A 23,040-nucleotide genomic window follows, 5' to 3' on the forward strand; every position below is an offset into this window, starting at 1 on the left:
TCAGGCAACACTCCAGCAGGCTTACCAAGTCGAAGACATGATGGTAAAATGACATCTTCGGCCATTTGTATAGCAAAAGTGATATGTCCAGGCCCCTCTTTCGAATGATGCTCAAACCCATCCAGCTCAGGCTGCTTCACGAGATCGCCCAGCATGGGCAACTCCAGATGGCAGCCGAGACCTGCGCAATGACGCAACCCGCCGCCTCGCGCATGCTGGCCGGGATCGAGCGGCAGGTGGGGGCGCGGCTGTTCCTGCGCCAGCCCACAGGGATGGAGCCGACCGAGATCGGCCAGACGGTGCTGCGCCGTGCCCGCGTAATTCTGCGGGAGATGTTCAGCATGGCGATAGATGTGCAGGAAATGCAGGGTGGCATGGCTGGCACCGTCAGGGTGGGCGCGGTGACCGGGCCCGCCGTGGGCTATCTGGTTTCCGCGATCCGCAAGATCAAGGCGAGGGCGCCCGAGGCGGATATCACCGTGGATGTCCTGCCTTCCCGTGACCTGCTGACACATCTGGCAGCGGGGGAGATGGATTTCGTGCTGGCCCGCATCCTGCCGGAATTCGACAGCCGGGACCTCAATATCCTGCCGATGCGCGATGAAAATGTCAGCTTTCTCGCTCGCGCAAGCCATCCTCTTTCGCGCGCGGCGTCAGTCACTCTGACGGAACTGACCGATTACGAATGGATCATGCAGCAGCGCGGCGCGCCAATCCGCGAGGCAACGCTTGCAGCCTTTGCCAGCGTCGGATTGCCCGAGCCTCGTAATATCGTCAGCAGCCCATCATTGTTGCTGACGATTGCCTATCTGGCGCAAAGCGATGCTGTGTCGCCGATGTCCGACGAGGTTGCACAGTTGCTGATGCGCCCGCCGGTCAGCGCCGGTTTCACGACATTGCCCATGCCGCATGAAATCCGCGTCTCGCCCTATTACCTGCTCAGCCTGCGCCGCCGCCCCCTGTCACCGCTGGCCTTGCGACTGCGGGAGCTGGTGATCGAACTTGCCCGCAGCGACACGAATACGGGATGACATCCGTCCCGCAGACATGGTGCGCTCATCGACGGGCATCGAAGGTTTTACACCGGTATGGGATTGATTTCGTCATGGTCGCTTGGCAATCAGGTCAATCATGATGGTGTGATCCTGCCGGTCCCGACGACATGCTTGCGCAAACCGGCACGATCACGCATGAAGCAGGAACTGCGGTCCCGTAGCTCAACTGGATAGAGCAGCCGACTTCTAATCGGCAGGTTGAGGGTTCAAGTCCTTCCGGGATCGCCATTACTTCCCCAACCAACTGATTACACTCATTTTAATCGAGGCGATACACCCTAAAACGGGCGGTGACACACTGTTCTGTTCTTTCCCTGCCCCGTTTCAGCCTTGCCGAGTAGCCTCCGACTCATCGCGCTGATAGAAGGGCTTCCATTCTTCTTCGGCCCACTCCTCCTCGGCATGCCCCTGCCCTTCGTGCACGATGATCCGCACCGGGCCCTTGGTCGCTACCGCTCGATCGTTGGCGCTCGCGTCGTCGCGGCTCTCGAAGATCAGGTCATCGGCGGACGACACAGGTTTGCCGTCCGCCCAGAAGACCATCCACTGGGTTGGCTCCGCGCCGTTTGGGGCGACCTCGAGGACCATCTCGCTTTTCGCTTCGTCAGACATTTCATTCCCCTCAAACGGGGTTGTCGACCAGTTTCAGGGCCGTCTGGTAGCGGTCTTTGAGACTAGGCGGTCCCGCACTTGCCACACGGAAAAGGCGGAATATCATGTATCCGATACTCTTCGCCCGGAACCAGGATCAGATCTTCCGCCAATAGTGCACAATCCGTCGACAGCTATCGCAGCGCATGACCAGCGGCACCTTGTCGGCAGCGGCATGATGCAGTTGTTTGTTTCTTGGACAATGCGATGATGGCGGCCTTGCAGGCATGGCGCGCCTATACGGTGAGGTGTTTTTTCCATTGGCTGCGAAAATACTCGTTGGCGCACAGGTGATACGCGCCGCGCAACCCAATCTCATGGATAGGCGCACGAATTCGGCCGGCAGGCCGCGGAGATTCAAATCCGCTGCGCTATCATGAATTGCTACTCCGCTCTCGTCAGACCTTCGCACAGGCCGCAGGACAAGCCTGTCCGAGAAAAGGGAAACTATATCGTGAGTCCGGTTTTCGTAACAAAGCCGATTTATATAAGAAATATCGTGATGCAGGAAAAAATCACCGATCCCGTTGGAAAATTACGGTTGACATAGCCCATAGCTTGTGACCCGTTTAAACCTTGCAATGAGTGGCATCGTTAACGTTCAAAATTAGGAGGTTGTGCAATGGGGCTTTGGCAAAAGGATGGGGTATACTTCGCAACCGATACAAATGGCAATACTGCGCCGTCTGAGGCTTATGCTTTTGGAGATCTGAGATATCATAATTATTATCTGAGTAGCCGATACTCTTTAGAAATGGCCTCTGGATTTGCCTATGACCCTGTTAGTGAGACAACCTTTTCGTGGTTAGTTGGAGAAGGTGAGTACGGCAGACAAGAGATTGTATACTATGATTACTTCAGCGGAGACGGGGTGCCGTTAAATGTTATTGACCTTCGCAGCCTAAGGAATTCCTTTGGCGGAGAGATGCACATCGATTACGAGAGCATATCCGGGAGCTTGACCATTTACGGAACCGAAAACGATGACGTCATTTCGGTTCGAGGAACGGGATATGTGGAGGTGAATGGAGGCGATGGAGATGACCGCATAGAGTTTTTTTCCAATTTAGAGTCATCGTCCAAGCTATTAAGAGGGGGCGCAGGGAATGATGTTGTTCTCGCTGGAGATGGAACTGATACGATCGGCGGCGGCTCTGGAAATGACCGGTTGCACGGCGGTCGCGGGGAAAATCTGATTTACGGAGATGAAGGAGATGATCGCATTACTAGCGGTGGAGGTGACGACACAATTTCCGCAGGGTCGGGTGACGACTGGATAGATGGCGATACCGAAGATATCGTCAGCAAAGGCTATGACAATGATGCAATTTATGGCGGAGAAGGAAACGATACCATCTACGGGCGAGGCGGCGATGATACCATTTACGGCTCCCCTGGGAATGACAATATAGCCGCTGGAACCGAGAATGACTATGTGCAAGGTGGAGCGGAAAACGATCGTATATACGGTGGCGCTGGTTCAGATACTCTCTTTGGCAACGATGGGGATGATACCATCTACGGCGGGAAAGACACTGACGTAATCCTTGGTGGGGCAGGTATAGACTTCTTTGTATTCGAAAAACCGGCAGATAGCACGCCGGGAATTTCAAGAGATGTTATCCGAGACTTCGAGGTCGGTCAGGACAAAATTGTCCTTAGCGCGCTAGACGCTGACACGACGAAAGACGGCAACCAGTCGTTTAGCTGGAGTCTGAATGATGCTCCAAACAGCGTTTGGGTTGGCTACTGGAATGGTCGGGCGCTGATTCGAGCCGATGCAGATGGAGATGCCGTGTATGATTTTGAGATACAGTTGAACCAGGTTAGCTCGTTGTCCAGTACCGATTTTATATTTTAGATCGTGTTGACAAAATGGGCTCACATGGGACGGCAATCGTAATTCAAGCTGGTGTTCGTCACCTGACAAAAAATGGAAATCTTCTGTCGGGTGACGAACATTAGGTGGAGGCGATTACAACTATCGCAAGTAGAAGTTTCCCATATTGCGCAATCGCCAGCCAGCAAAAATGCGAAAACGCCTCAAGCGTTTTCACCAATACGGGAGCACGCGGCGGAACTTCACATTGCCCCCGCGCGCTCCAGAGTCTTCGACAAGCGGTCCCGCCCGGTGATCGCATCCAGCCGCTCCCGCAGCTTTGCCCGCGCCATCCGCTCCTGCAATGGTCCCGGCCTGCGGATCGCGGCGGGAACCGACATGCGCACATAATCCACGATCTCGCCGATTGCACGATCGGGGATGGCAACAGCCGGGTGTTTCTGCAACGTGTCGATCAGCAGTTCAGCGCCGCTATGCAAAGCCCGGTGCAGCGCCTCGCTGTGATTGGCCTCGATGTCGATCCGCCAATGCTCGGGCAGACGGCGGAAGAACCACGCCAGGGCGCCGAAGATCAGCAGGTGGCATAGTCCACAATGATCGGCTGCAGGATATTCTGGATGCCGTCGATGATGCTCATGATGTGATGGCGGCAGGGGCGGGATCCAGCTCAACTGGCTGAGTCCGTGATCGAGCATGTCGACCATCAGCCGAAATCCAGCTCCGACTGCGAACCGGTCATCGACACCAAGGCACCGCCCGGCTTTCGACCTGGCGCCGGACCTCCAAGCGCAGCTCATCGCAATAATCCTGCAATTGTGCCGCCTGCTGGGCGGAGAAGCCGAAGTTCATCTCGGCAAAGTCCGGCAGGTTGTCCATCGCCGCGCCGAAGGTCACGATCAGGTCCTAGATCAGCGTCCTCATGCGATCGGCGCGAACCAGATCGCCGCGCTATCCTGCAAAAGGCGTAAACGAGCAGCGCATGCGAGGATGGACTCCAGCAGGCTCATCCGTTTCTCTTTATTGAACTGAACATATTATCGGCTACTTGCATGAGATTTCTGGTCAGACATGCAGACCATCTGCATTTCGAACGATATCCGCACCATCATGTATTTTTAGGTACGGTACCGTCGGGTATCGCAGATTGCTTGCCGCTCAAACAGAACTTCTCAGCTGTCATCGAATGCCCCGGGATTTCCCGAGGCGAAGTGACAGGTTGGCTTAGCAGGCCAAATCATCCGAGAGCACAGTTGAGAATAGCTATCAAGGTCCCCGGAGAACTTATTCCCGATGGGCACGTGCCCTCGACTCTCAAATGCCTTTACCTCTCGACTACAATCTGAGGTTTCGAGAACAAAGAACGCCCGCTCTGGATGGTCCCTGCGGGCGCACGTCTTGATGGTCACGTCTTGATGGTAAAGAAAAAAATAAGCCCGTGTGATATTAACCGTCAAGGAAGTATTTTTTCGGAGTTGGGAAAGATTGTCACGATTTCTGCGCTTTTTCGAAAGGCAGTGGCTGCATCTCTTCGGCAACGGCCGAACCCTCAGGCGGATAGTCGAGCGAATTGCTTAGCTCTGCCTTCTCCTGCCAGGCATAGTCGGGGAATGGCAGATGGTTTTCCTTTCGCCAAGCAGAGATTGCCTGCTCCGCTTGGTGTACACGCTCCGCATCAGGAGCCACGTCCTGTGCCTGGTAGTGGACCGCAGACGGGAAGGCAAATTGTGCTCCGGCACCCTCCACAACCGTCATGATGCGCAAGAACAGATCTTCCTGGATCGCACGCGACTCGCCATAGTCCGAAGTTAACAGGTAAGTGTAAATCTCGATATCAAGGGAATGCGCGCCGAAGCCAATGAAGCGCACGCGCAGGGGATCAGCGGCCACCTTGGGATGAGCGATCATGAGCTTGCGCAACTCTGCCAGCACAAAGCGAAGCTGATCGGGGGTCGTTTCATAGCGCAGTTGCAGGGTAGTGTTGAGGTGGATGCGATCACGCTTGGAGAAATTCTCCAGTTTCATGTTCGCAAAATCGGAGTTCGGCACCGTGATCACCGTACGATCGGGCGAACGGATACGCGTGGAGCGCATACCTATATGTTCGATGGTTCCAATCATGTCACCGAAGCGACAAAAATCACCCACCTCTAGCGGCCGGTCCGCAAAAAGCGTGAAACCGGCCAGAAAATTCTGCAATGTTGGCTGCGCAGCGAGCGCTATTGCCAGGCCACCAATGCCAAGACCGGCAATTACGCCCTGATAGGGTAAGCCGAGCAACTCGGCCAGCACCAGCACCGCAAACACAATAATCCCCATGCGGACAAGTCCGCTGAGGAAGGATAGAAGCGTTATCTGGTGGGCTGGAAGCCGCCGGTTTCGACCATAGCTATCAACGGCTGCGGCAATTCCCTGCCAAGCGATTGGCACACAACCAAAAACAACGAGACTCCAGGCAGTCGATGCAGCGACGGTCGCCACAACGTCAGGCAGACCCAGATTGTAAAGTACAACAAGCATGGTGATGCCGAGAACGACAGCACGGATCGACCATTTCACTATTTCTCGGATGAAGTCTGCCTGGGGGTATCCTTCTTCCTCGATATTTGCAGTTTTCTGTCCAAAGATCCGGAAAACGATCCGGCTGACCCATATGCCCAGCCCGGAACCGGCAATTAACGCCGCAAATGCAGCCACCCACTGCCATTGCTCGAGCGGCCCTGCTCGGTTCAGGAGGCTCGGTAAGGTGGCGCGAACAAAGCCACGCATCTGGAAAAAGACGTCGGGTTGCATCACCGTCTCGATATCGGGGGGCATTGGCAGATCGTCGACGGCTGCATAGACAGCACGAATACTGGCCAATGTGTCAGGTGTGAACTGCCAGATTACGCCATTCTCTGTTTCCACAGGGGCGACGACAATGTCGCCTTCAGGATGTTGGAAGTGGACATAAGGAATGCGGCTGTCCGGATCGTCAGGGATCTCTTGCCAATAAACGTAGCCGATGCGATGAAGTACCTGCAGGATGTATCCTGCCAGAAGCGGCGCTTCCTGCCGACGCACCACTTCGGTCATCCCGCTGGTATCCAGAGTAGCGAATGCCGGATTGTCGGGCTCGGAGCCGAAATTTTGCATACCCAGCAAGAAAGTCTTGAAAGTGTCACGCGGCGTCCTGAGTTCTTGCGGCGAGGGCGTGACCGTGTCCTCCGCCTCATCACGCGCGGTGCGGAGCCTTTCGAGTGTTTTTTCGAGTTCGGGCACCGGCGGCGGATCGATAAACCAGGCCCCATCGATGTATTGAAAGGCGAGTTCGAAGGTTTCCTGAGTACCGGCTTGGGCGAGGGTAGCAATAACTCTGTCGCCTTGCGGTGAGTTCGGAAGTTCCCAGAGTCTAAAGGTCAACCTGTCGATAACTCGAAAAAGAAGATGAGCGTAGTCAGGGCGGTTGATACGTTCACCGCGGCTTTCTCTCGTCGACACGATTAGGCTGGCCGCTGTGCCGAACTGGTCCATGGAACCGGCACCGATCTGGTCGATCGCCCGCAGAAAGGAGCGCATAGTCGCCATCGGGCTCGTTTGATCGATGGGGTTCTCTGGATGCGAGACGACCTCGGCACGGGTAGCAGTCCACCACTCTCCTGTCGAAGCGCCCCGAGAACGTGTCACCCTCACGCGACATCACGAAAAGAAACTCGCCCTCCGAATTAGCCTCTTTCCAGTGCCCGGTAAGCTGGCGCCCTTCCGCTTGCGCATCAATGCGCCCTTCATATAACGGATAAGTGCCGGTGACGCGGTTACCATTCTGTTCCAGAATAAGACGCGCCCCGCCACCGCGCCAGCGCGTATCCCATTCGCCGCTCCAATTGATTACGTCCTGTTGCGCATGTGCAGATGTAGCAGCGGGCAAGAAGAGAAGAGCGAGCACGACGACAGAGATTAAACGTCGAGCTGCACACCGGATCCAATGTCCTTTAATACTGGCATGTTCGGAAGCGGGTAGAACACGCGGAGATTTTCTTATCATCTTTTCCTGGCATCCTAAAGATTTATAGGTGATAACCAGAAACCTGTTATATTTGAAACAGACTATGACCCGGAACTTATTTAATTGAGAGCTACTATTTTCGGAAAAATCGACTTGGCAAATTGATCTTTGCCTTGATCAGCGCGGCAAAGCTGCAACTGGTATAATCAGCGCCCTTCCTGCCAACGTCAAGTCCTAACTGACCTACGTCGAAATAGCCCCCAAGCAGTATCGTATTCCACACATTCTCCATGAACACAATGCGTTATGGCATCAGGCTGAGAACGTAGCCCCACTAGGTGAGTGAGGCAGGCCCGTCCAAATTCAATTATCGCATTCGGTGCATCTCGATCAAAAGAACAACAAAGGCGGCTTCCGATCAAGGGTTTCTCTATAAGAACCACTCGCGGGCACTCCGAAATGTAAAGCAAGGGTTTTCTTGCTGCTTTCAATGGGACTGCATACGCTCCATGATGGCCGCCAGTGCACAAATAACTATCTTCACATTTTGCCCGGAGACAGCCCACCCATGCGCCTGCCACACCTACCGAAACGACTTCCCCTGCAGGCAGACCGCATCGACCAGGTCACAATCCCGGCTATTACGCGCCGATTTCCCGCCCTGCGCCGATGGTCGGACCCGACGAACCTGCATCGCCACGCCATTGCCGATCGCGCGCTGCACCGCCGGATCACCTCGCCCTCGGCGAGGAAGACATCCATGAAGTCCCTGCCCTGCCCGGATCTGGAAGCCGCCCGTCCTTCGAAATTGGCCAGCTTCATGCCACCGGCGCCGCGCCGTTCGACAAGATCGCGATAGAGCCCCGCCACATTCACCTACCCCTTGGCGACCTGCGTGACGACATCATGGGCGAGGCGGATCGCACCATTGTCGCATCGAACCTTGTGCCAATTATGCAGCGGCGATATCGGCCGGGCGCAAAGATCGCGCCATTTCTCGACAGGCACGCCGTCCGCACGGGCCAATAAGCGATCATCAATCGGCAATGTACCGGCCGGGCTTCCGTCGTGAGCTTCGCAGAAGAGCTGGAAGCCGAAGCTGCTGTTCAAATACCGGTGAGATATACAGGAAACCACCGAACATGATTCCATCGCAAGTTCAGTGGATATGGGTATGCTCGCCGTCATGCACTCGCCTGTACCGATCGGCCCGTCGCTGGATGTCAGGACCAGCTAAATGGACCCAGCCCAAGAAGTTGCCGCGCGGACGAACATGGGAAAGCATGAAGGCCGAGTTTGAGGACGGCGTTGACCTGCTCATTGCCTGCTGGCGCACGCCGATCGAGCGCGTGGCAATCGAGAACCCCGAGATGAACAACCTTGCCCGCGCAAACATGCCGGACGAACTTCCTGCGCCACAGATGGTGTAACCGTTCTGGTTCGGTGAACTGCCGCGACACGGCTTCTCATGGCATGCCAGATCTGGGCGATATCGCGAGCTTTATGGGATGGTCGCTCAAGCACGCTTCCGAGATGATCGAGAAGTACGCCAGGGCAAATCCGGAAAACGGGGAGGCCATTTTGTTGAAGCTGGTGGAGGAGAAATGATTTTGCAGCTCGCCTGCAAGTTATTGATTTTAATAAATATAAAAGGGATCTCTTTGCAAAGGAAGCTTTGTAAATCAATTAAAAACTATGGTTATGGGACCATAGGTCGTGAGCTCGAATCTCGCCGCCCCGACCACACTCCGCCCGGAAAACCGATGTGATGCCGAAGCGGTTCATGAACGGCGAAAACCGTGGTTTGCAATCCTGCTCTTGTTCAGCCCCGCCTGGTGAAGCTCAAGTAGCGTGACGCAGATTTTCTGTATGGCGTGACAGCGCAATTTGCAGCAGATGACAGCGGGATTTCACGGGCACTCCCGAACTCTTTGCCGAGATCAGCTTGCCAAGGTTCGTGGCACCGTGTCTGATCGGCTTACCGTCTCAAGCCCGCGAACTGAGCATCCCAAGGCGTTTCCCTACACTTCCGGCTGCCATCAGGCGCTTGTATTCCACGTTTTCCATGCGGCGACGATTCCGGTGGCGATACTGGTTGCCGTGCCACGGGCGAGAGGGTCGCGTCAGGCTGCCGAACAGCAAGGATCCGAGATCACCGCCCCCTTGCGTGATGAGCTCCGTATTGACACGATGCCGGCACGCGATCATCCGGTCGGCGACCAGGCCAATAGCAATAATTCGACGCCAGTCAGGAAGACGATGAAAGGCCGAAGGCAGATATTCTCTATAAGCTTGCAGAGTCGTCAGGATTTTGGGCTTCATATCCAGCAGGTTATCCCGCGTATCAGCAAAGGCCATTCGAGTAGCGTCAGGCCTCGACCTTGCATTCCGGACACACCGATGTCGGCAATCCTGACGAATGGCAGCGTGGATGGGCATGGCATATGCAATCGACATGCGGCGCCCGCTTCGTGATGAGGCACCGGAACGGGCTAAGAACCTGTTTCCACCGCTCTCCCGCTCTTGAAACTATTTCGTTGGATCCTCACATAAGTCATATCGACGAAGAGAATTCAGAGCCAGTCAGATCGGCGCAATAGCTTTCCAGACAATTTAAGACAAGCTGCGCTGGTCCGTATTTTGGCCAATCGCATCATCGTTGCACAAGTGATTGTGCCGCCGCTCGCGCAGGCGTGTCGATGTGTCGAATGCCTTTGGGGCAGGACATGGGGTGTGAATGAGGCAGCATCCCGGTTCTCCCGGCGAACGGGGAAATGCGCTTTCCGGAAGAGGGAAGGACGGCAAGGCGATGTCAGGACGCAACACGTCCGATCGTCTCGAGAAACGCCTATCCGAAAGGGGGTGAGTAGATGTTCGGCTTCATCATGGCCGCTGTCGTTGCCTGCCTGCCGACGCAGCAAATACACACGCAGCTCGCCGATACATATCACGAGAACCGCGTCATGGCGGGCCTGAACAACGCCGGCGCCATCATTGAACTATGGGCGTCGGTTGATGGTTCGTGGACGGTGTTGCTTACCCTTCCTGACGGAATGTCCTGTGTTATGGATACGGGGCATGACTATATCGCATTCCCTATTGAGCCAGAGGGAATGAACTCTTGATGCACCATGGTATCCCGGGACCATCACCAATCGTGACCGGATACCAAAAGGAGATCTGCAATGCGCAGATCGCCTCCCGGTGCGCTTGAGGCCTGCTTCGAAACGGGGCCGGTTCATGATCCGATTTACAGAAATTCAGCTTGGGTCAAACGAGCTTGGACGTGATAGCAGGCATATCCTGCCTTGAAATTCGGCGGAATCAGGCCACGATCACCTCGACCCCGTGACTGGCCGCGATCTCGGCATCTTCCGGGGTCAGCGCCCTGTCGGTGATGATCGTGTCGAACAGGTCGATCCGGCCCATGTGATACAGAGCGGAATGGCCGATCTTGTCGTGATCCATCAGCAGATATTTCCGTCTGGCGGCGGCTAGCATGACCAGCTTGATCTGCACGACCCGCTCATCCTGATGATACAGGTTCGGCATCCGCATGGCGGAGGTCGAGATGAAACAGGCGTCCAGCATCAGTTCACCAAAGCCTTTCTCGGCGATCCTTCCGAAAAACCCGTCGAACTTGCGGATATATTTCCCGCCGATAGCCAGCAGTTCGACATTCTTGTCTTCCGACAATGCCGCGATGCAGGGCAGGCTGGCGGTCGCTATGGTAAGATCCGGGGTTTTCCTCAGTTCGGGCAGCATCCGGGCCACGGTCGTCCCATAGCCAAGAGCAATCGCCTCGCCATCATTGACCTGAGCCGCAGCGATTGCCGCGATCCGCTGTTTCTCGGCCTGGTTCACATGCTGGCGAAAGCTGAAGTCGCTTTCGAATTGCGTCGCCGAAAGCACGGTCACGCCGCCGCGGATCTTGGCCGCCCAGCCCTCCTCGACAAGTTCATCCAGATCGCGGTGAACGGTCATGCGGCTGACCTCGTGCCGGTTCACCAGTTCCTCGACCAGCACCGTGCCGCGCTGAAGCAGCAATTCCAGTATATCCTTGCGTCTTTCCCTGGCCTTCATGCACCCACCGTCCGGACAAAGCGCGGCCTGACACCGCTTTGCGGTGTTACTTCCATTCGATGCAGATCACGGTAGCGACCGATAACATGTTCAAGCTCGGATATACGCCGTTCAGCATCCCAATCGAGTGCATGCGCCAATGCGTCAACGATCTCCTGCAGTGCCTCAAAGCCAAGCGGCCCCTCCAGAAACAGCGAGCTGCGCCCGAACAGGAAATCCGTGGCATGCCGGACCAGTTCGGAGCGAGCCACGAGAGCGATCTCCTCCCGCGAGAAACCCGGCAGGTGAGTCAGGAAGCGCTCGCCATCCGCAAGTGCCGCCGCCAGCCCTTCCGCACGGCTGCCATAACGGGCAACCAGTTGCCGCGCACGGCTGCGGGTCAACCCGTGATGGCGGATCATGCAGGTCAGCAACCGCTCAACCGGGGCCGCCTGCTGCGACAGGCCCTGCCCGCCGCCGATAGGCAACGCCTCGGTGCCCATCTTTCGTGACATATCCAAACGACGCAGCACCTCGTCAGTGAGTTCCGCCGAAAAGGCACGGAATGTTGTCCATTTTCCACCGACCAGGGACAGGATCGGAAAGCGCCGGTCGCCCTCGGGCGGCAGTTCGGGCATGGAATGGTCACGGCTGACCGCGCCCGGATCATCGGCATCATTCGCGGGCAGCGGGCGCACACCGGCATAGCTGAAGAATATGTCATCGCGCGATACAGGCACATCGGGAAAAATCCGGCGGAAGGCGGAAAGCAGGTATTCGACCTCGTCATCTTCGCAGACAGCGCTGTCGGGATCCTCGATCGGGATATCGGTCGAACCGAGCAGTGCATGCCCCATGAAGTTGGACACGAGACAGATACGCCCGCCCTCGGCCTCGAAATACATCATCCGGCCATGCAGGGTTTCCGCGAAAGCGGGCAGGTCCAGCAACAGATGACTGCCCTTGGTCCCGCCGATCATCCGTTTCGACGAGCCGGCCGCGCCGTTGACGCTGTCGATCCACGCCCCCCCGGCATTCACCATCAGGTCGCAGCCGATCAGGAAGGCTTCACCCGTCATCGTATCGACCAGCCGGGCGCGACCACCCTCGACTCCATCGAAGCGCAGATGATTCAGTGCGATGCTGCCGGGATTTGCCGCCATGCCGTCCAGCGCAAGCTCCACCACCAACCGCTCGGGCGAGGTGATCCACGCGTCATAGTAAGAGGCCGCGATCCTGATTCCGGGATCGAGGTCGGGGATCTCTCGCAGCACGTCCTTGCGACGGATCATCCGGTGACGCGGCATGGCGCGGTTCAGCGCACCATAGATATCGTAAAGCGCCAGCCCCAGCTTGACGATCAATGCCCCGCGCTGCTGCATCCGGGCCGGCAGGCGCAGAAATTTGCGGACAGCCGCCCATGTGCCCCCAAACCACGAATAGATCGGGATGATCATTTCCAGCGGGCGCACGTAATGCGCGGCATTGGCCAGCAACCGGTTGCGCTCTTGGGCGGATTCGCGCACCAGCCGGAATTCGCCTGTCTCCAGGTATTTCAGCCCGCCATGGATCATCCGCGACGGCGCCCGGCTGGCGCCTGAGCAGAAATCCCCGCGCTCGACCAGCAGGCAGTCGATACCCTGCAGGCTCAGATCCCGGAAACTGCCCATCCCGTTGATTCCGCCGCCAACGATCAGCACCGGGACATGATCGCTCCGCCGCAACCTGTCCAGCAAATCCTCGCGGCTCTGCGCGGCATCATTCATTGGCTTGTCTTTCTTCGAACCGGACCATTTCTGCCGCAACCCTTCGATACCGCTGCCAGGCTTCCTCGACCTGCGCCCGGCCCGCGCCCGGCTCGAAGATCCGCGCGTCTGACTGGGTGCGGCTGATCGCATCGTGCCAATCGTCATAGGCTCCGCAGGCCAGCCCGGCGCAAATCGCCACGCCAAGTGCCCCGGCCTCCTGTGTGGCCGGGATCTCGATCCTGCGGTCGAGCACATCGGCGAAAAGCTGGCAAAAATAGGGATTGCGGCTGCTGCCACCGGTCAGGCGCACCCGGTCTGTCCGATGATCCGGATCCAGCAGATCGACGTGATGGCGGTGGTTGAACACGATCCCCTCGGCCACTGCGCGCAGCATATGCCCGCGGTGATGCCAGCCCCGCAGCCCAAGGAACGCCCCCGCGACATCCGCGCGATGCGGCGAGCCGAACAGATAGGGCAGATAGACGATATCAGATGGATCGCCCGCGACCGCGTCCAGTTCGCGCTGCAATTCGCGGAACGGATCACCCTGCGCCAATGCGTCACGGGCGGATTGCCGCAGGAACCAGTCCAGATTGGCGCTTGACGCGGGCGAGATGGACATGTTCATCCATTGCCCCGGCATCAGGCCGTTGCGCGCATACCATCCTGCGGAAGTCTCGGGCCGGTCCATCAGCATTTCGTTGATCGAATAGGTCCCGGCGATCACGGCAATGGTCCCGGGCGCGATGACCCCCGATCCAACGGCACATGCGGTCACATCATGCAGCCCGGCCGCGACGGGAAGACCGGCTCGCAGCCCGGTCATGCGCGCCGCCTTGCCGGAGACATGTCCCGCCACCGCATCCGGCATGATCACTGGTGGCAAGGCCCCGGTCAGATCCTGCAGGCCGAACAGCGCCAGTGCCTCATCGCTGTAACGTTGGGTCCGGACATCGGTGAAGGCCACGCTCGCCTCGGTGAAATCGGTCGCGATCTCGCCGGTCAGGCAATAGCGCAGCCAGTCCTTGCAGGACTGGATCGCGGCGATCTGCCCGAAGCGACGTGGCTCGGCATCGCGGATATGCGCCAGGATCGCGGCGGGAGAGGCCGGAAACGGCTCCTGCCCGGTCAGCGCCAGTGAACGCGCCGATACGCCCTTGGCATCCCAGCCTTCGACCACCTGTTGCGCCCGGCTGTCAAGGGATGTCGCCGCAAGCCCCAAGGGCCTGCCCTGCTCGTCCAGCAGATAGACGCCATCTCCATGCCCGGCAACCGACAAGGCCAGCGGCTGAACCTCACACCCCTCGGTCTCGGCGGCCAGATGCAGCGCCTCGCGGATTGCTTCGGCCGAGGCATTCCAATGGGCCTCCATGTCCCGCTCGACATGTCGCGCCCGCTCCTTGATCTGCGGGATCTCCCGCTTCGCCGAAGCGACAACACTTCCATCGGTGCAGAACATCACCGCCTTCGTCACGGTCAGACCACTGTCCAGCCCCAGCAAGTAATCCGTCACCTCAGCCCTCCATCCCCGCGTGGCGCAGCCCGCCCTGCCAGCTGGCCAGATGGGTGGCCACCGGCAGCACCGCTCCGCCCCCCCGGAATTCGATCTTGCCGCCGATTTTCAGAATATTCCGCATCATGTCCCCTCATCCGGTCATATCGCGCGCCAGAACGTTACATATTTTGATTATAATATCAATAATTATGATACATAAAGCTTCAATACTCATGGAGCACCCTGAGCATCAGGTCAAAATATGTGAAAATTCAGCTTTTCTCTTTCAGATATGATTGAAAGAACATATCCTCATGAATGTTACAAATTATACTTGGACGGATCATCTCTGCGACGAACTGCGCATCGGGCGATGCAGCGCAGGACAGCTGCAAAATCGTCAGGGAGGGCTGCAAGTATTTCGGCAGGATACGGTTTCATGCGCTCGTGATCGAGCAACGTCGTGAAAAACGCTAACGACAACAGTAAACTACCGCATCCCCGTCGGACGGCTGTTTTGCAGATTGGCCAGGACATTATCCCGTATCTCTTCAAGCCACAGCCGAATGGTGGTTTCGGCGGCATCGGAATCGCCATCGCGGATTGCGGCAACGCTGTGTTCGACCTGGGCAAGGCGGCGGCGGCGCTCCTCGACGGTAAGGCTGTCCTGCGGCGTCTTCCAGATCGTCGTCCAAAAGGTATCGTTGTTGAGATCTGCCCAGATCTCGCCAAGAAGCTGGTTACCGCTGCCCATCACCACAGTGTATACGATCCGGGTCAACTGGAACGTGAAATCAAGCGGCAGGCAGTCCGGGTCCGCCGTCATCTCGCGAAGCTGCTCGAGGCGCCTGTCGAGCTTGACGATCCGGGCATGACCTTCCTGGTCGTGGATCCGCCGCGCAAAGCTGGCCGCCGCCATGGAGGCCAGCGCATTGCGGACATTGAAAAGATCCTCGATCGAGGCCAGTGTGACCGGCCGCACGAAAGCGCCGCGCCGCGGGATGATCTCGACCAGACGCCGTTTTTCGAGGATACGGAACGCCTCGCGCACGGGGCCGCGGCTGACCCCGTACATCTCGGCCAGTTTCTCTTCGCCAAGGCGTTCGCCGGGTGCAAGGCTGCCCTCGACGATCATCACGCCAAAGGCGTCCGCCACTTGCTCCGCGATGGTGAGGGGACGGATATTGCGACCGATATGGCGCGCATTGCCCGACAAACCCGGAACGCTCGCAGCATAGCCGATCTCGTGTCTTTCACCGGGTTCTCGCCTTGTCATCGTTACAATATCCGCCTTGCTCTTTCCGGGTCCCGTGACGAAACTATCCCTTCGGGCCGATCCTACCAAGTATCGACGAACGACCGTCCGCCCCGTCCTGCAACCGGCGGGGCCGCGTTGCTGGCATTGGCTATCCATCCGCGTGTCGCAAGCGGGTCGATCACCGCGTCTATCTCGGTCGCGGCGGCATAATTAACAGCCTTGCCGTTCTCGTATAGCTCAGCCAGCAGCCTCCCGAACAGCGCCTGCTTTTCCTGTGGATTTCCAACCGCGTCAAGCTCCTTGCGAAAGCCGAGCCGGACCGCGCCTTCCAGCCCCATGCCACCGAACTCTCCCGTCGGCCATGAAACGGTCAGCGCGGATTCCTTGAACCCTCCCGCCACCATTGCCATGGCGCCAAGGCCATAGCCCTTGCGCAACACCACGGTATAGACCGGAACGCGCAGGGCAGCTCCGGTGACGAACATGCGGCAAACCTTTCGCACCAGCCCGGTCCTTTCGGCCTCGGGGCCGACCATGAAGCCCGGAGTATCGCAAAGCGAGATCACCGGCAGTCCATGAGCATCGCAAAGCTGCAGGAAACGGGTGGCCTTGATGGCCGCATCCGCGTCGATGGCACCGCCCAGATGCCTGGGATTATTCGCGATCAGCCCATAGGGCCGTCCCTCTATCCTGACAAGGCTGGTCACCATGCCCGCCCCCCAGCCCCGGCGCAGTTCCAGCACCGATCCCTCGTCGCAGAGGGTATCGATGACATCGCGGATCTCGTAGACTCGCAGCCGGTTCTCGGGAATGACGCGCCGCAACAGACGCTGGTCGGGCGCGCTCCATGCGGTATCGGTTCCCTGGAAATAGGACAGATACCGTTTCGCTACCTGGCAGGCCTCGGCCTCGTCCCGCACGCGGATATCCACGACGCCGCTGGCGGTCTGCACATCGATGGGACCGACATCCTCGGGCTTGTAAACGCCCAGCCCACCGCCTTCGATCATCGCGGGACCGGCCATTCCGATATTGCTTCGCTCGGTCGCGATGATCACGTCGCAGCACCCCAAAAGCGCGGCATTCCCGGCAAAACAGCGTCCCTCTGCAACCCCGATGACGGGCACCTTGCCCGAAAGCGAGGCAAAGGTGGCAAAGCTTGGTCCATCAAGCCCCGCGACGGTTGCCCGATCCGTGTCGCCGGGCCGGCCGCCGCCACCTTCCGCAAAGAAGATCATCGGCAATTCGTGCTGTTTCGCCAGGTTGAAGATGCGATCCAGCTTGCGGTGATGCCGCTGCCCCTGTGTCCCGGCAAGCACGGTGTAGTCCCCGATGGCAAAGGCGCAGCGCGCGGCCTCGGCACCGAAGCGGCCGCCATTGACCCTGCCAGTGCCTGTCAGGATGCCGTCTCCGGTCGTATTGCGTACCAGATCCTCACGAGAGCGCCTGCGGCTCTGCGCGGCGATGGCAAGTTCGCCATATTCGTTGAAGCTGCCGGGATCGCAAAGATCGGCGAGATTCTCGCGGGCCGTGCGCTGCCCGCGGCTGCGGCGACGACCCACTGCCTCTGGCCGGGCTTCGTCGCGGCCGAGTGCCTGGCGATCGAAAAGTTCCTGCAGATCGGGACGCACGGCATCCGGATCGACTTCCTCGGTTTCACCTGCCTGTTCCTGTGGCCCCTCGCCCGGAGCAATCGAAAGAATTGCCTCTTCCGACGCGAGCGTCTGTCCCGGCCCGGCCAGCACCGTTCCGATCCGGCCGGAAACCGGGGCCTCGATCGCATGTTCCATCTTCATCGCTTCCAGCACGGCGACGACCTGGCCTTTCGCGACCACATCCCCGGACGAGATACGCAGGTCCACAAGGGTGGCCTGCATCGGCGCAACCACCGCGACCTCATCCCCGGGCAGTTCCGCATGGCCGGTTGCCTCGGTTTCGGCATGGACAGGCGTGCCGTAAGAAGCCGCTTGCAGATCGGCAGCCGCGCTGGCCAGTTCGGCATAATGCGCCTCGATAAAGCGTGTGTTCACGCTGTAATCGCCAAGTTCCGGCCGGGCGAGCAGGGCACGCAGCCAGTTCAGATTCGTATCCAGCCCGTCGATGCGAAACTCCGACAGCGCCCGCCGGCTGCGTGCAAGCGCCGCGGGCAACGTGTCCCCCCGGGAGATCACCTTGGCAAGAAGCGAGTCGTAAGCCGCCGAAACCGGATATCCCGCATAGCCGAAGCCATCGACGCGGATGCCGGGACCCGCTGGCGGATCATAGGCCGATATCGTCCCGCCCGCCGGACGGATCCCGCCATCCGGCGCGATGCGTTCCATATTCACGCGCGACTGGATCGCTACGCCCCGGGCATCCCGCGGCAGATTCAGATCCGCCAGCGTGACACCCTCTGCCACACGGATTTGCAGGGCGACGAGATCGATATCGTAGATCGCCTCCGTGATCGTATGCTCGACCTGAATCCGAGGGTTTGCCTCGATGAAAAAAACCTCTCCGGTGGCCGTATCAAGCAGGAATTCGAACGTGCCAAGGCTGCGATAAGCATTCGCGCGGGCCAGTTCGGCCGCGTATCCGGTCAGTCTGCTGCGCAGTTCTTCGGACAGGTTCGGGGCCGGTGCGATCTCGATCACCTTCTGGTGGCGGCGCTGCAGGGTGCAATCGCGCTCTCCAAGCGCCGCGACGCCGCCTTGCCCGTCGCCCAGAACCTGCAACTCGACGTGACGCGCCGATGCAATGAACCGCTCCACATAGACGTCAGCGGCACCGAAAGCCGCCTTTGCCTCGCGCTGCGCAGCTTCGATGGCCGGGGCAATCCCGGCGCGGTCATGCACGACCCGCATACCACGCCCCCCGCCGCCGGCAACCGCCTTGACGATCATGCCCGCCCCCTCGGGCAGGCGGTCAAAGAACGCTTCGGCCTGCGCCGCATCGACGGGGTCCGCTGTGCCGGGAACAACGGGCACCCCCATTTCGTCCGCCAGCTTGCGTGCAGCGATCTTGTCTCCGTAAAGGCGCAGCGATTCCGGCGTCGGACCAAGAAACCGCATTCCCGCCGCCTCGACCGCCTCGGCGAATTCGGCATTCTCGCTGAGAAACCCATAGCCGGGATGAACGGCGTCGCAGCCGCCGCGCCGCGCGGCGGCGACCATTTCGGGGATGTCTAGATAGGCCCGGCCACCCTGCCCCGGCAGCAATTCCGCACGATCCGCACGCCGGACATGAAGCGAGTTGGCATCGTCACGTGGATGGACAGCGCAGGTTTCCAACCCGAGATCGGCAGCCGTCCGGGCGATCCGCAGCGCAATCTCCCCCCGGTTCGCGATAAGCAGCCTGTTGATCCTGGTCACGTGGTCTCTTCCTTCTCATTTACCCATTCCTGCAATTCGGCCTTGCGGACCTTGCCGGTCGCGGTCATCGGCAGCGCCTCGACAAACCGGATTTCCGGAAGCTTGTATTTCGAGAGCTTCCCGGCCAGCCAATGGTCCAGGTCCCCGGCCGTCAGCATCGGGTCGGCAGGCTGAACGAAAGCCACCGGAACCTGCCCGGCATGGGGATCGCCGCGCCCCACCACGCCCGATCCCTTCACGCCCGGATGCTTGCCCAGAACCGCTTCGATCTCTGCGGGAAAGACGGACATGCCGCGAACCTTGAGCATCTCTTTGCGGCGTCCGAGATAGTGCAGATACCCCATCTCATCGATCACCCCGATATCGCCCGTATGCAGGAATCCGTCCCGGATCGCCTCGGCCGTCGCATCCGGCCGCTTCCAATAACCCTTGAACATTGCGGGCGTGCGGACCGTGATCTCGCCCTCTTGTCCGAAGGGGAGGATTGCTCCCGTCTCGAAGTCCCGGATCACGAATTCCGTGTGAGGCAGCGGCAGACCGACAAAGACCGGCTGCTGCTTCAGGTCGAAATCATCGTCCTGCATGCCGGTGGTAAAGGTGTTCGAGGTATGGGTCTCGGTCATCCCCCAGGCCGCTTCGGCCAGAACCGTCCCGGTCCGCGCCTTCCATGCGGCCCGAATATCCGCGTCGAGCTTTCTGATGAAGCTGACCACCCGCACCCGACGCAGCGACGACAGGTCGTAATCGCCGAAATCCGCGCGGTTCATCAACTCGACCGCCCCATCGACGACAAGTGCGACCGTGGTAACCCGGTATCGCTCGACCGCCTGCAGAACGCCCAGGGGATCCCATCGCGTCATCAGCACCAGCGGTTCGCCGGTCATCAGCGGAAAGATCAGTGCCGCATTCTCCCCCGCGATCCAGAACTCCGGGAAAAAGCTGAGGCTGATGGAGGGTTCCTTGCCCGCGGTGACAGACCAGTTGGCTGCACCGGTAAACACCATGTCGCGCTGCGTATGCACGCAGCCCTTGGGCATGCCGGTGGTGCCGCCCGTGTAGTTCAGCGCAGCCGGGCTGTCGAGATCGCCCGCCTCGATACGGTCCGCCGGCATCGCCGCGATCGCGGGCAGCAAAGCGGTCGTGCCGGGACATGGCTTGGCGATGGAGGCGACCGAGGCCGGGCAGTTTATCTCGGGCGCCTCCGGCAGCATCTCGGCCAGCGCGGTGCTGAAAACCTCCTGGACCATCGTGCCGGGAATGGCGGCCAGCGCCACCGCTGCCAGGCTGTCGAGTGTCACCAGGCATTTCGCATCGGCATCCTTCAACACATAGGCCAGTTCGTCCGGGGTGGATAGCGGCGAGACCGGCACATGAACCGCGCCTGCCTTGAGAATGCCATAGAAGACGACATGAAATTGCGGGCAATTGGGCAGAAAGACCGCGACGCGTTCCCCCTTGGCGATCCCGCGCACCGTCAGCAGCGCCGCAAAGCGGTTCGCATCGGCATCAAGCCGCGCCCAACTGATCCGGGTTCCGTAATAGATCAGCGCCGGTGCCTCGGGTGTCGTTTCCGCCCAATGGGCCAAATGCCGCGTCAACGTGACCTCGCCCTGCGGATATTGCACCTCGCGCGCAAATCCTGAGGGCCAGACCTTCGCATGCATCCCGGCAAGATCAGCCAGATAAGCCTCGGCATCCGTCATTGGCTGCCCCCTTTTTCCTGCTCAAGTTCTGCGATCAGCCGCGCCCGCAGCTTGTATTTCTCGATTTTCGATGTCGGGGTGACGGGCATGGTATCGATGATGCGGATATGCCTTGGCCGCATATAGCGGGGCATCTCGGCCTCGGCATATGCGCGAATATCGGTAAGGTCGGCCTCTGCGCCGCTCTCCAACTCAAGAAAGACGGCGATATCGTCCTCGTCCCCGACCGCCGCGGGAACCGGCACGGCAGCAGCAGCGCGTATGGATGGATGGCGCAGCATGACGCTTTCGACCTCGAAAGAGCTGACATTCTCGCCGCGCACCCGAAAGAAACCGCCCATGCGATCCACATAAACATAGAGGTTGCGGGCGGCGTCGATCTGCCGGACCGCATCGCCGGTATGGAACCAGCAGTTGCGCAACACCTTCAGCGTCGCCTCGGGCTTGTTGATGTAATCCTGCAGGATCAGGTCAGGAAAACGGGGGCGGATACATAATTGTCCCACTGCGCCCTCGGGAACCAACGCGTCATGTTCATCCAGCGCCGCCACTTCGAAAAGAGGCGACGGCGCGCCCATCACACCCTTGGGCAGCCTCTCCCGGCCATCGAACAACGGACGCCCGAAGTCCCGGGCCGCCTGCCGGTAATCAGCTTTCGACAAGCCTTTCCACAAATCGGCGGGCGTGCCCTGCCCCTCCGGAAACTCGTCCAGCACGGCCCCGAATACCGATCCGCTTTCGGTCTGCCCGAAGCCGACTGTCATGAAGTCCACGCCGAAACGGGTGGCGAATGCGTGGTGATTGGCATTGAAGGGCTGGATATGGACCTTGTTCAGTGTATTCGCCGCGTCATCCGGACGGGCAGGCAAAGACATGATATGCGGGATCATCACATCCAGCAGCGTCGCCACCGAAGCCCCGCTCGCGGCTATGCGTTGCCAGAAGGCGCTTGCCGAGAACCTGTCCCAAAGCCCGACCGTGCAGCCGGTCCAGGCCGCACGGGCGAAAAGGTTGAAGGCGCCTCCGACGTGATAAAGGGGCAGATCGCAATGCACTGCATCCTCGGGCGTATTGAGGACACGTGAGTTGAAGCAATACTGGTTGATCCAGCGGTGCCCGAGCCGAACTCCCTTGGCTGGTCCCGTGGTGCCCGAGGTGTAGATGATCGCGGCCGGATCGGACGGCGCCAGCAGGATCGGGGGCGGATCGTCACCTTCCAGTATCTCGATATCACCGCCGGGACCGGCAAGCACGAAATCAGGCAGTTCGCCACGTATCGGTTGCAGCAAGGCAACGCCTGCCGCATCGGCGATCACGACTTTGGGTGCTGCATCGGCGATCTGATAGGTCAGGAAACCACCGCGCAGAAAGTGGTTGATCGGCGCAAAGACGGCCCCGACCCGCCAGATCGCGAACATCGCCAGCGCGGGCAGGATTGCGGTCGGCGACAAAACGCAGACATGATCTCCCTTCCCGACCCCCAACCCGGCAAGCCCGGCAGCCATCTGGCGCGTGCGCTTCTGGAACTCCGCGAACGAAAACCGCTCGCCACTCTCACCATATAGCAGGAACAGCCTGTCGGGATCGCGCGCGGCATGGCTGTCGAAGCGATGCAGAACAGAGTCGCCATCGCGGCTCATCAGTTCGAAACACTCGGCCGCGGAAATCATGGCGCCACATCGATGATCGCGACGGTCTGATCCTCGGCAACCTCGTCGCCCTCCGACACGAGCAGTTTCACGACTTTCCCCGACCTCTCCGAGATGACGGGGATTTCCATTTTCATGGCCTCGACGATGACCACGGCCTCTTGCGCCGCGACCTCGTCACCCTCTTGCCGGGCCAGTAGCCACACCCTGCCGGCAACCTCGCTTTTCAGGCCGATTTCAGCCATCG

At 59.3% G+C, this 23,040-nt stretch carries 20 protein-coding genes and 1 tRNA gene; 6 read left to right on the plus strand and 15 right to left on the minus strand.

All coding sequences use genetic code 11. The features are described 5' to 3' along the window. Window positions 1-104: 104 nt before the first annotated feature. Both C9E81_RS02120 and C9E81_RS02125 read left to right on the plus strand, forming a co-directional pair. Window positions 105-1,031 (plus strand): LysR family transcriptional regulator, encoded by a 927-nt coding sequence (locus tag C9E81_RS02120; protein WP_243698459.1) that lies wholly within the window; start codon window positions 105-107, stop codon window positions 1,029-1,031. A 175-nt stretch (window positions 1,032-1,206) separates the two neighbouring features. Beyond that, a tRNA-Arg gene (locus C9E81_RS02125) sits at window positions 1,207-1,283 on the plus strand. Between the two features lie 96 nt (window positions 1,284-1,379). On the opposite strand, the gene C9E81_RS02130 is transcribed toward C9E81_RS02125, so the two are convergent. Next, the gene (locus tag C9E81_RS02130) at window positions 1,380-1,667 is read right to left on the minus strand and encodes a hypothetical protein (RefSeq protein ID WP_122110659.1); all 288 of its coding nucleotides are present in this window, start codon (window positions 1,665-1,667) and stop codon (window positions 1,380-1,382) included. Window positions 1,668-2,328: 661 nt separating this feature from the next. On the opposite strand from C9E81_RS02130, the gene C9E81_RS02135 reads away from it, so the two are divergent. After that, the gene (locus tag C9E81_RS02135; RefSeq protein ID WP_122110660.1) at window positions 2,329-3,567 is read left to right on the plus strand and encodes a calcium-binding protein; all 1,239 of its coding nucleotides are present in this window, start codon (window positions 2,329-2,331) and stop codon (window positions 3,565-3,567) included. 221 nt (window positions 3,568-3,788) lie between these two features. Here C9E81_RS02135 and C9E81_RS02140 read toward each other — a convergent pair whose 3' ends face one another. The 4 genes from C9E81_RS02140 to C9E81_RS23080 form a co-directional block, all read right to left on the minus strand. Then, window positions 3,789-4,250 (minus strand): hypothetical protein, encoded by a 462-nt coding sequence (locus C9E81_RS02140; RefSeq protein WP_122110661.1) that lies wholly within the window; start codon window positions 4,248-4,250, stop codon window positions 3,789-3,791. A gap of 31 nt (window positions 4,251-4,281) precedes the next feature. After that, a complete protein-coding gene (locus C9E81_RS22815) occupies window positions 4,282-4,440 on the minus strand; it encodes a hypothetical protein (protein WP_166461790.1) in 159 nt (52 codons plus the stop codon). Window positions 4,441-5,031: 591 nt separating this feature from the next. Continuing rightward, window positions 5,032-7,101, minus strand: a complete 2,070-nt coding sequence (locus C9E81_RS02145; RefSeq protein WP_166461791.1) for a mechanosensitive ion channel family protein — start codon at window positions 7,099-7,101, stop codon at window positions 5,032-5,034. Window positions 7,102-8,404: 1,303 nt separating this feature from the next. Continuing rightward, complete coding sequence (locus C9E81_RS23080; protein ID WP_208021068.1) at window positions 8,405-8,716, minus strand: hypothetical protein; 312 nt, start codon at window positions 8,714-8,716, stop codon at window positions 8,405-8,407. A gap of 95 nt (window positions 8,717-8,811) precedes the next feature. Between C9E81_RS23080 and C9E81_RS23085 the strand changes: the two genes are divergently transcribed. After that, a complete protein-coding gene (locus C9E81_RS23085; protein WP_208021069.1) occupies window positions 8,812-8,958 on the plus strand; it encodes a hypothetical protein in 147 nt (48 codons plus the stop codon). A gap of 43 nt (window positions 8,959-9,001) precedes the next feature. Next, the gene (locus C9E81_RS23510; protein ID WP_279432696.1) at window positions 9,002-9,136 is read left to right on the plus strand and encodes a hypothetical protein; all 135 of its coding nucleotides are present in this window, start codon (window positions 9,002-9,004) and stop codon (window positions 9,134-9,136) included. A gap of 378 nt (window positions 9,137-9,514) precedes the next feature. Here C9E81_RS23510 and C9E81_RS02160 read toward each other — a convergent pair whose 3' ends face one another. Beyond that, complete coding sequence (locus tag C9E81_RS02160; protein ID WP_122110664.1) at window positions 9,515-9,886, minus strand: hypothetical protein; 372 nt, start codon at window positions 9,884-9,886, stop codon at window positions 9,515-9,517. 512 nt (window positions 9,887-10,398) lie between these two features. Here C9E81_RS02160 and C9E81_RS02165 point away from each other — a divergent pair. After that, window positions 10,399-10,653 (plus strand): hypothetical protein, encoded by a 255-nt coding sequence (locus C9E81_RS02165; protein ID WP_122110665.1) that lies wholly within the window; start codon window positions 10,399-10,401, stop codon window positions 10,651-10,653. A gap of 199 nt (window positions 10,654-10,852) precedes the next feature. Here the strand turns inward: C9E81_RS02165 and C9E81_RS02170 are convergent, their stop codons facing one another. The 9 genes from C9E81_RS02170 to C9E81_RS02205 all read right to left on the minus strand — a co-directional run bounded on the left by C9E81_RS02170 (window position 10,853) and on the right by C9E81_RS02205 (window position 23,038). Next, window positions 10,853-11,611: a DeoR/GlpR family DNA-binding transcription regulator gene (locus C9E81_RS02170; protein ID WP_122110666.1), complete on the minus strand. Its 759-nt coding sequence runs from the start codon at window positions 11,609-11,611 to the stop codon at window positions 10,853-10,855. Then, window positions 11,608-13,356 (minus strand): glycerol-3-phosphate dehydrogenase/oxidase, encoded by a 1,749-nt coding sequence (locus C9E81_RS02175; protein WP_166461792.1) that lies wholly within the window; start codon window positions 13,354-13,356, stop codon window positions 11,608-11,610. Before C9E81_RS02175 ends, C9E81_RS02170 begins: the two co-directional genes overlap by 4 nt. Further along, complete coding sequence (locus C9E81_RS02180; RefSeq protein ID WP_208021070.1) at window positions 13,349-14,851, minus strand: FGGY-family carbohydrate kinase; 1,503 nt, start codon at window positions 14,849-14,851, stop codon at window positions 13,349-13,351. The genes C9E81_RS02175 and C9E81_RS02180 overlap by 8 nt, the downstream gene beginning before the upstream one ends. Window position 14,852: 1 nt before the next feature. Further along, complete coding sequence (locus C9E81_RS23515; RefSeq protein WP_279432697.1) at window positions 14,853-14,978, minus strand: hypothetical protein; 126 nt, start codon at window positions 14,976-14,978, stop codon at window positions 14,853-14,855. A 345-nt stretch (window positions 14,979-15,323) separates the two neighbouring features. Further along, a complete protein-coding gene (locus C9E81_RS02185; RefSeq protein WP_166461793.1) occupies window positions 15,324-16,109 on the minus strand; it encodes a GntR family transcriptional regulator in 786 nt (261 codons plus the stop codon). 62 nt (window positions 16,110-16,171) lie between these two features. After that, window positions 16,172-19,441, minus strand: coding sequence for an acetyl-CoA carboxylase family protein (locus tag C9E81_RS02190; protein WP_122110669.1), 3,270 nt, complete (start codon window positions 19,439-19,441; stop codon window positions 16,172-16,174). After that, window positions 19,438-21,144 carry an AMP-binding protein gene (locus C9E81_RS02195; RefSeq protein ID WP_122110670.1) on the minus strand — a complete coding sequence of 569 codons (1,707 nt, stop codon included), beginning with the start codon at window positions 21,142-21,144 and terminating at the stop codon, window positions 19,438-19,440. Before C9E81_RS02195 ends, C9E81_RS02190 begins: the two co-directional genes overlap by 4 nt. After that, window positions 21,141-22,814 carry an AMP-binding protein gene (locus C9E81_RS02200; RefSeq protein WP_208021071.1) on the minus strand — a complete coding sequence of 558 codons (1,674 nt, stop codon included), beginning with the start codon at window positions 22,812-22,814 and terminating at the stop codon, window positions 21,141-21,143. The genes C9E81_RS02195 and C9E81_RS02200 overlap by 4 nt, the downstream gene beginning before the upstream one ends. Beyond that, on the minus strand, window positions 22,811-23,038 hold the full coding sequence (locus C9E81_RS02205) for an acyl-CoA carboxylase biotin carboxyl carrier protein subunit (protein WP_122110671.1): 228 nt from the start codon (window positions 23,036-23,038) through the stop codon (window positions 22,811-22,813). Before C9E81_RS02205 ends, C9E81_RS02200 begins: the two co-directional genes overlap by 4 nt. Window positions 23,039-23,040: the final 2 nt, after the last annotated feature.

It is taken from the genome of Paracoccus alkanivorans, from assembly GCF_003697785.1.
GTDB lineage: Bacteria > Pseudomonadota > Alphaproteobacteria > Rhodobacterales > Rhodobacteraceae > Paracoccus > Paracoccus alkanivorans.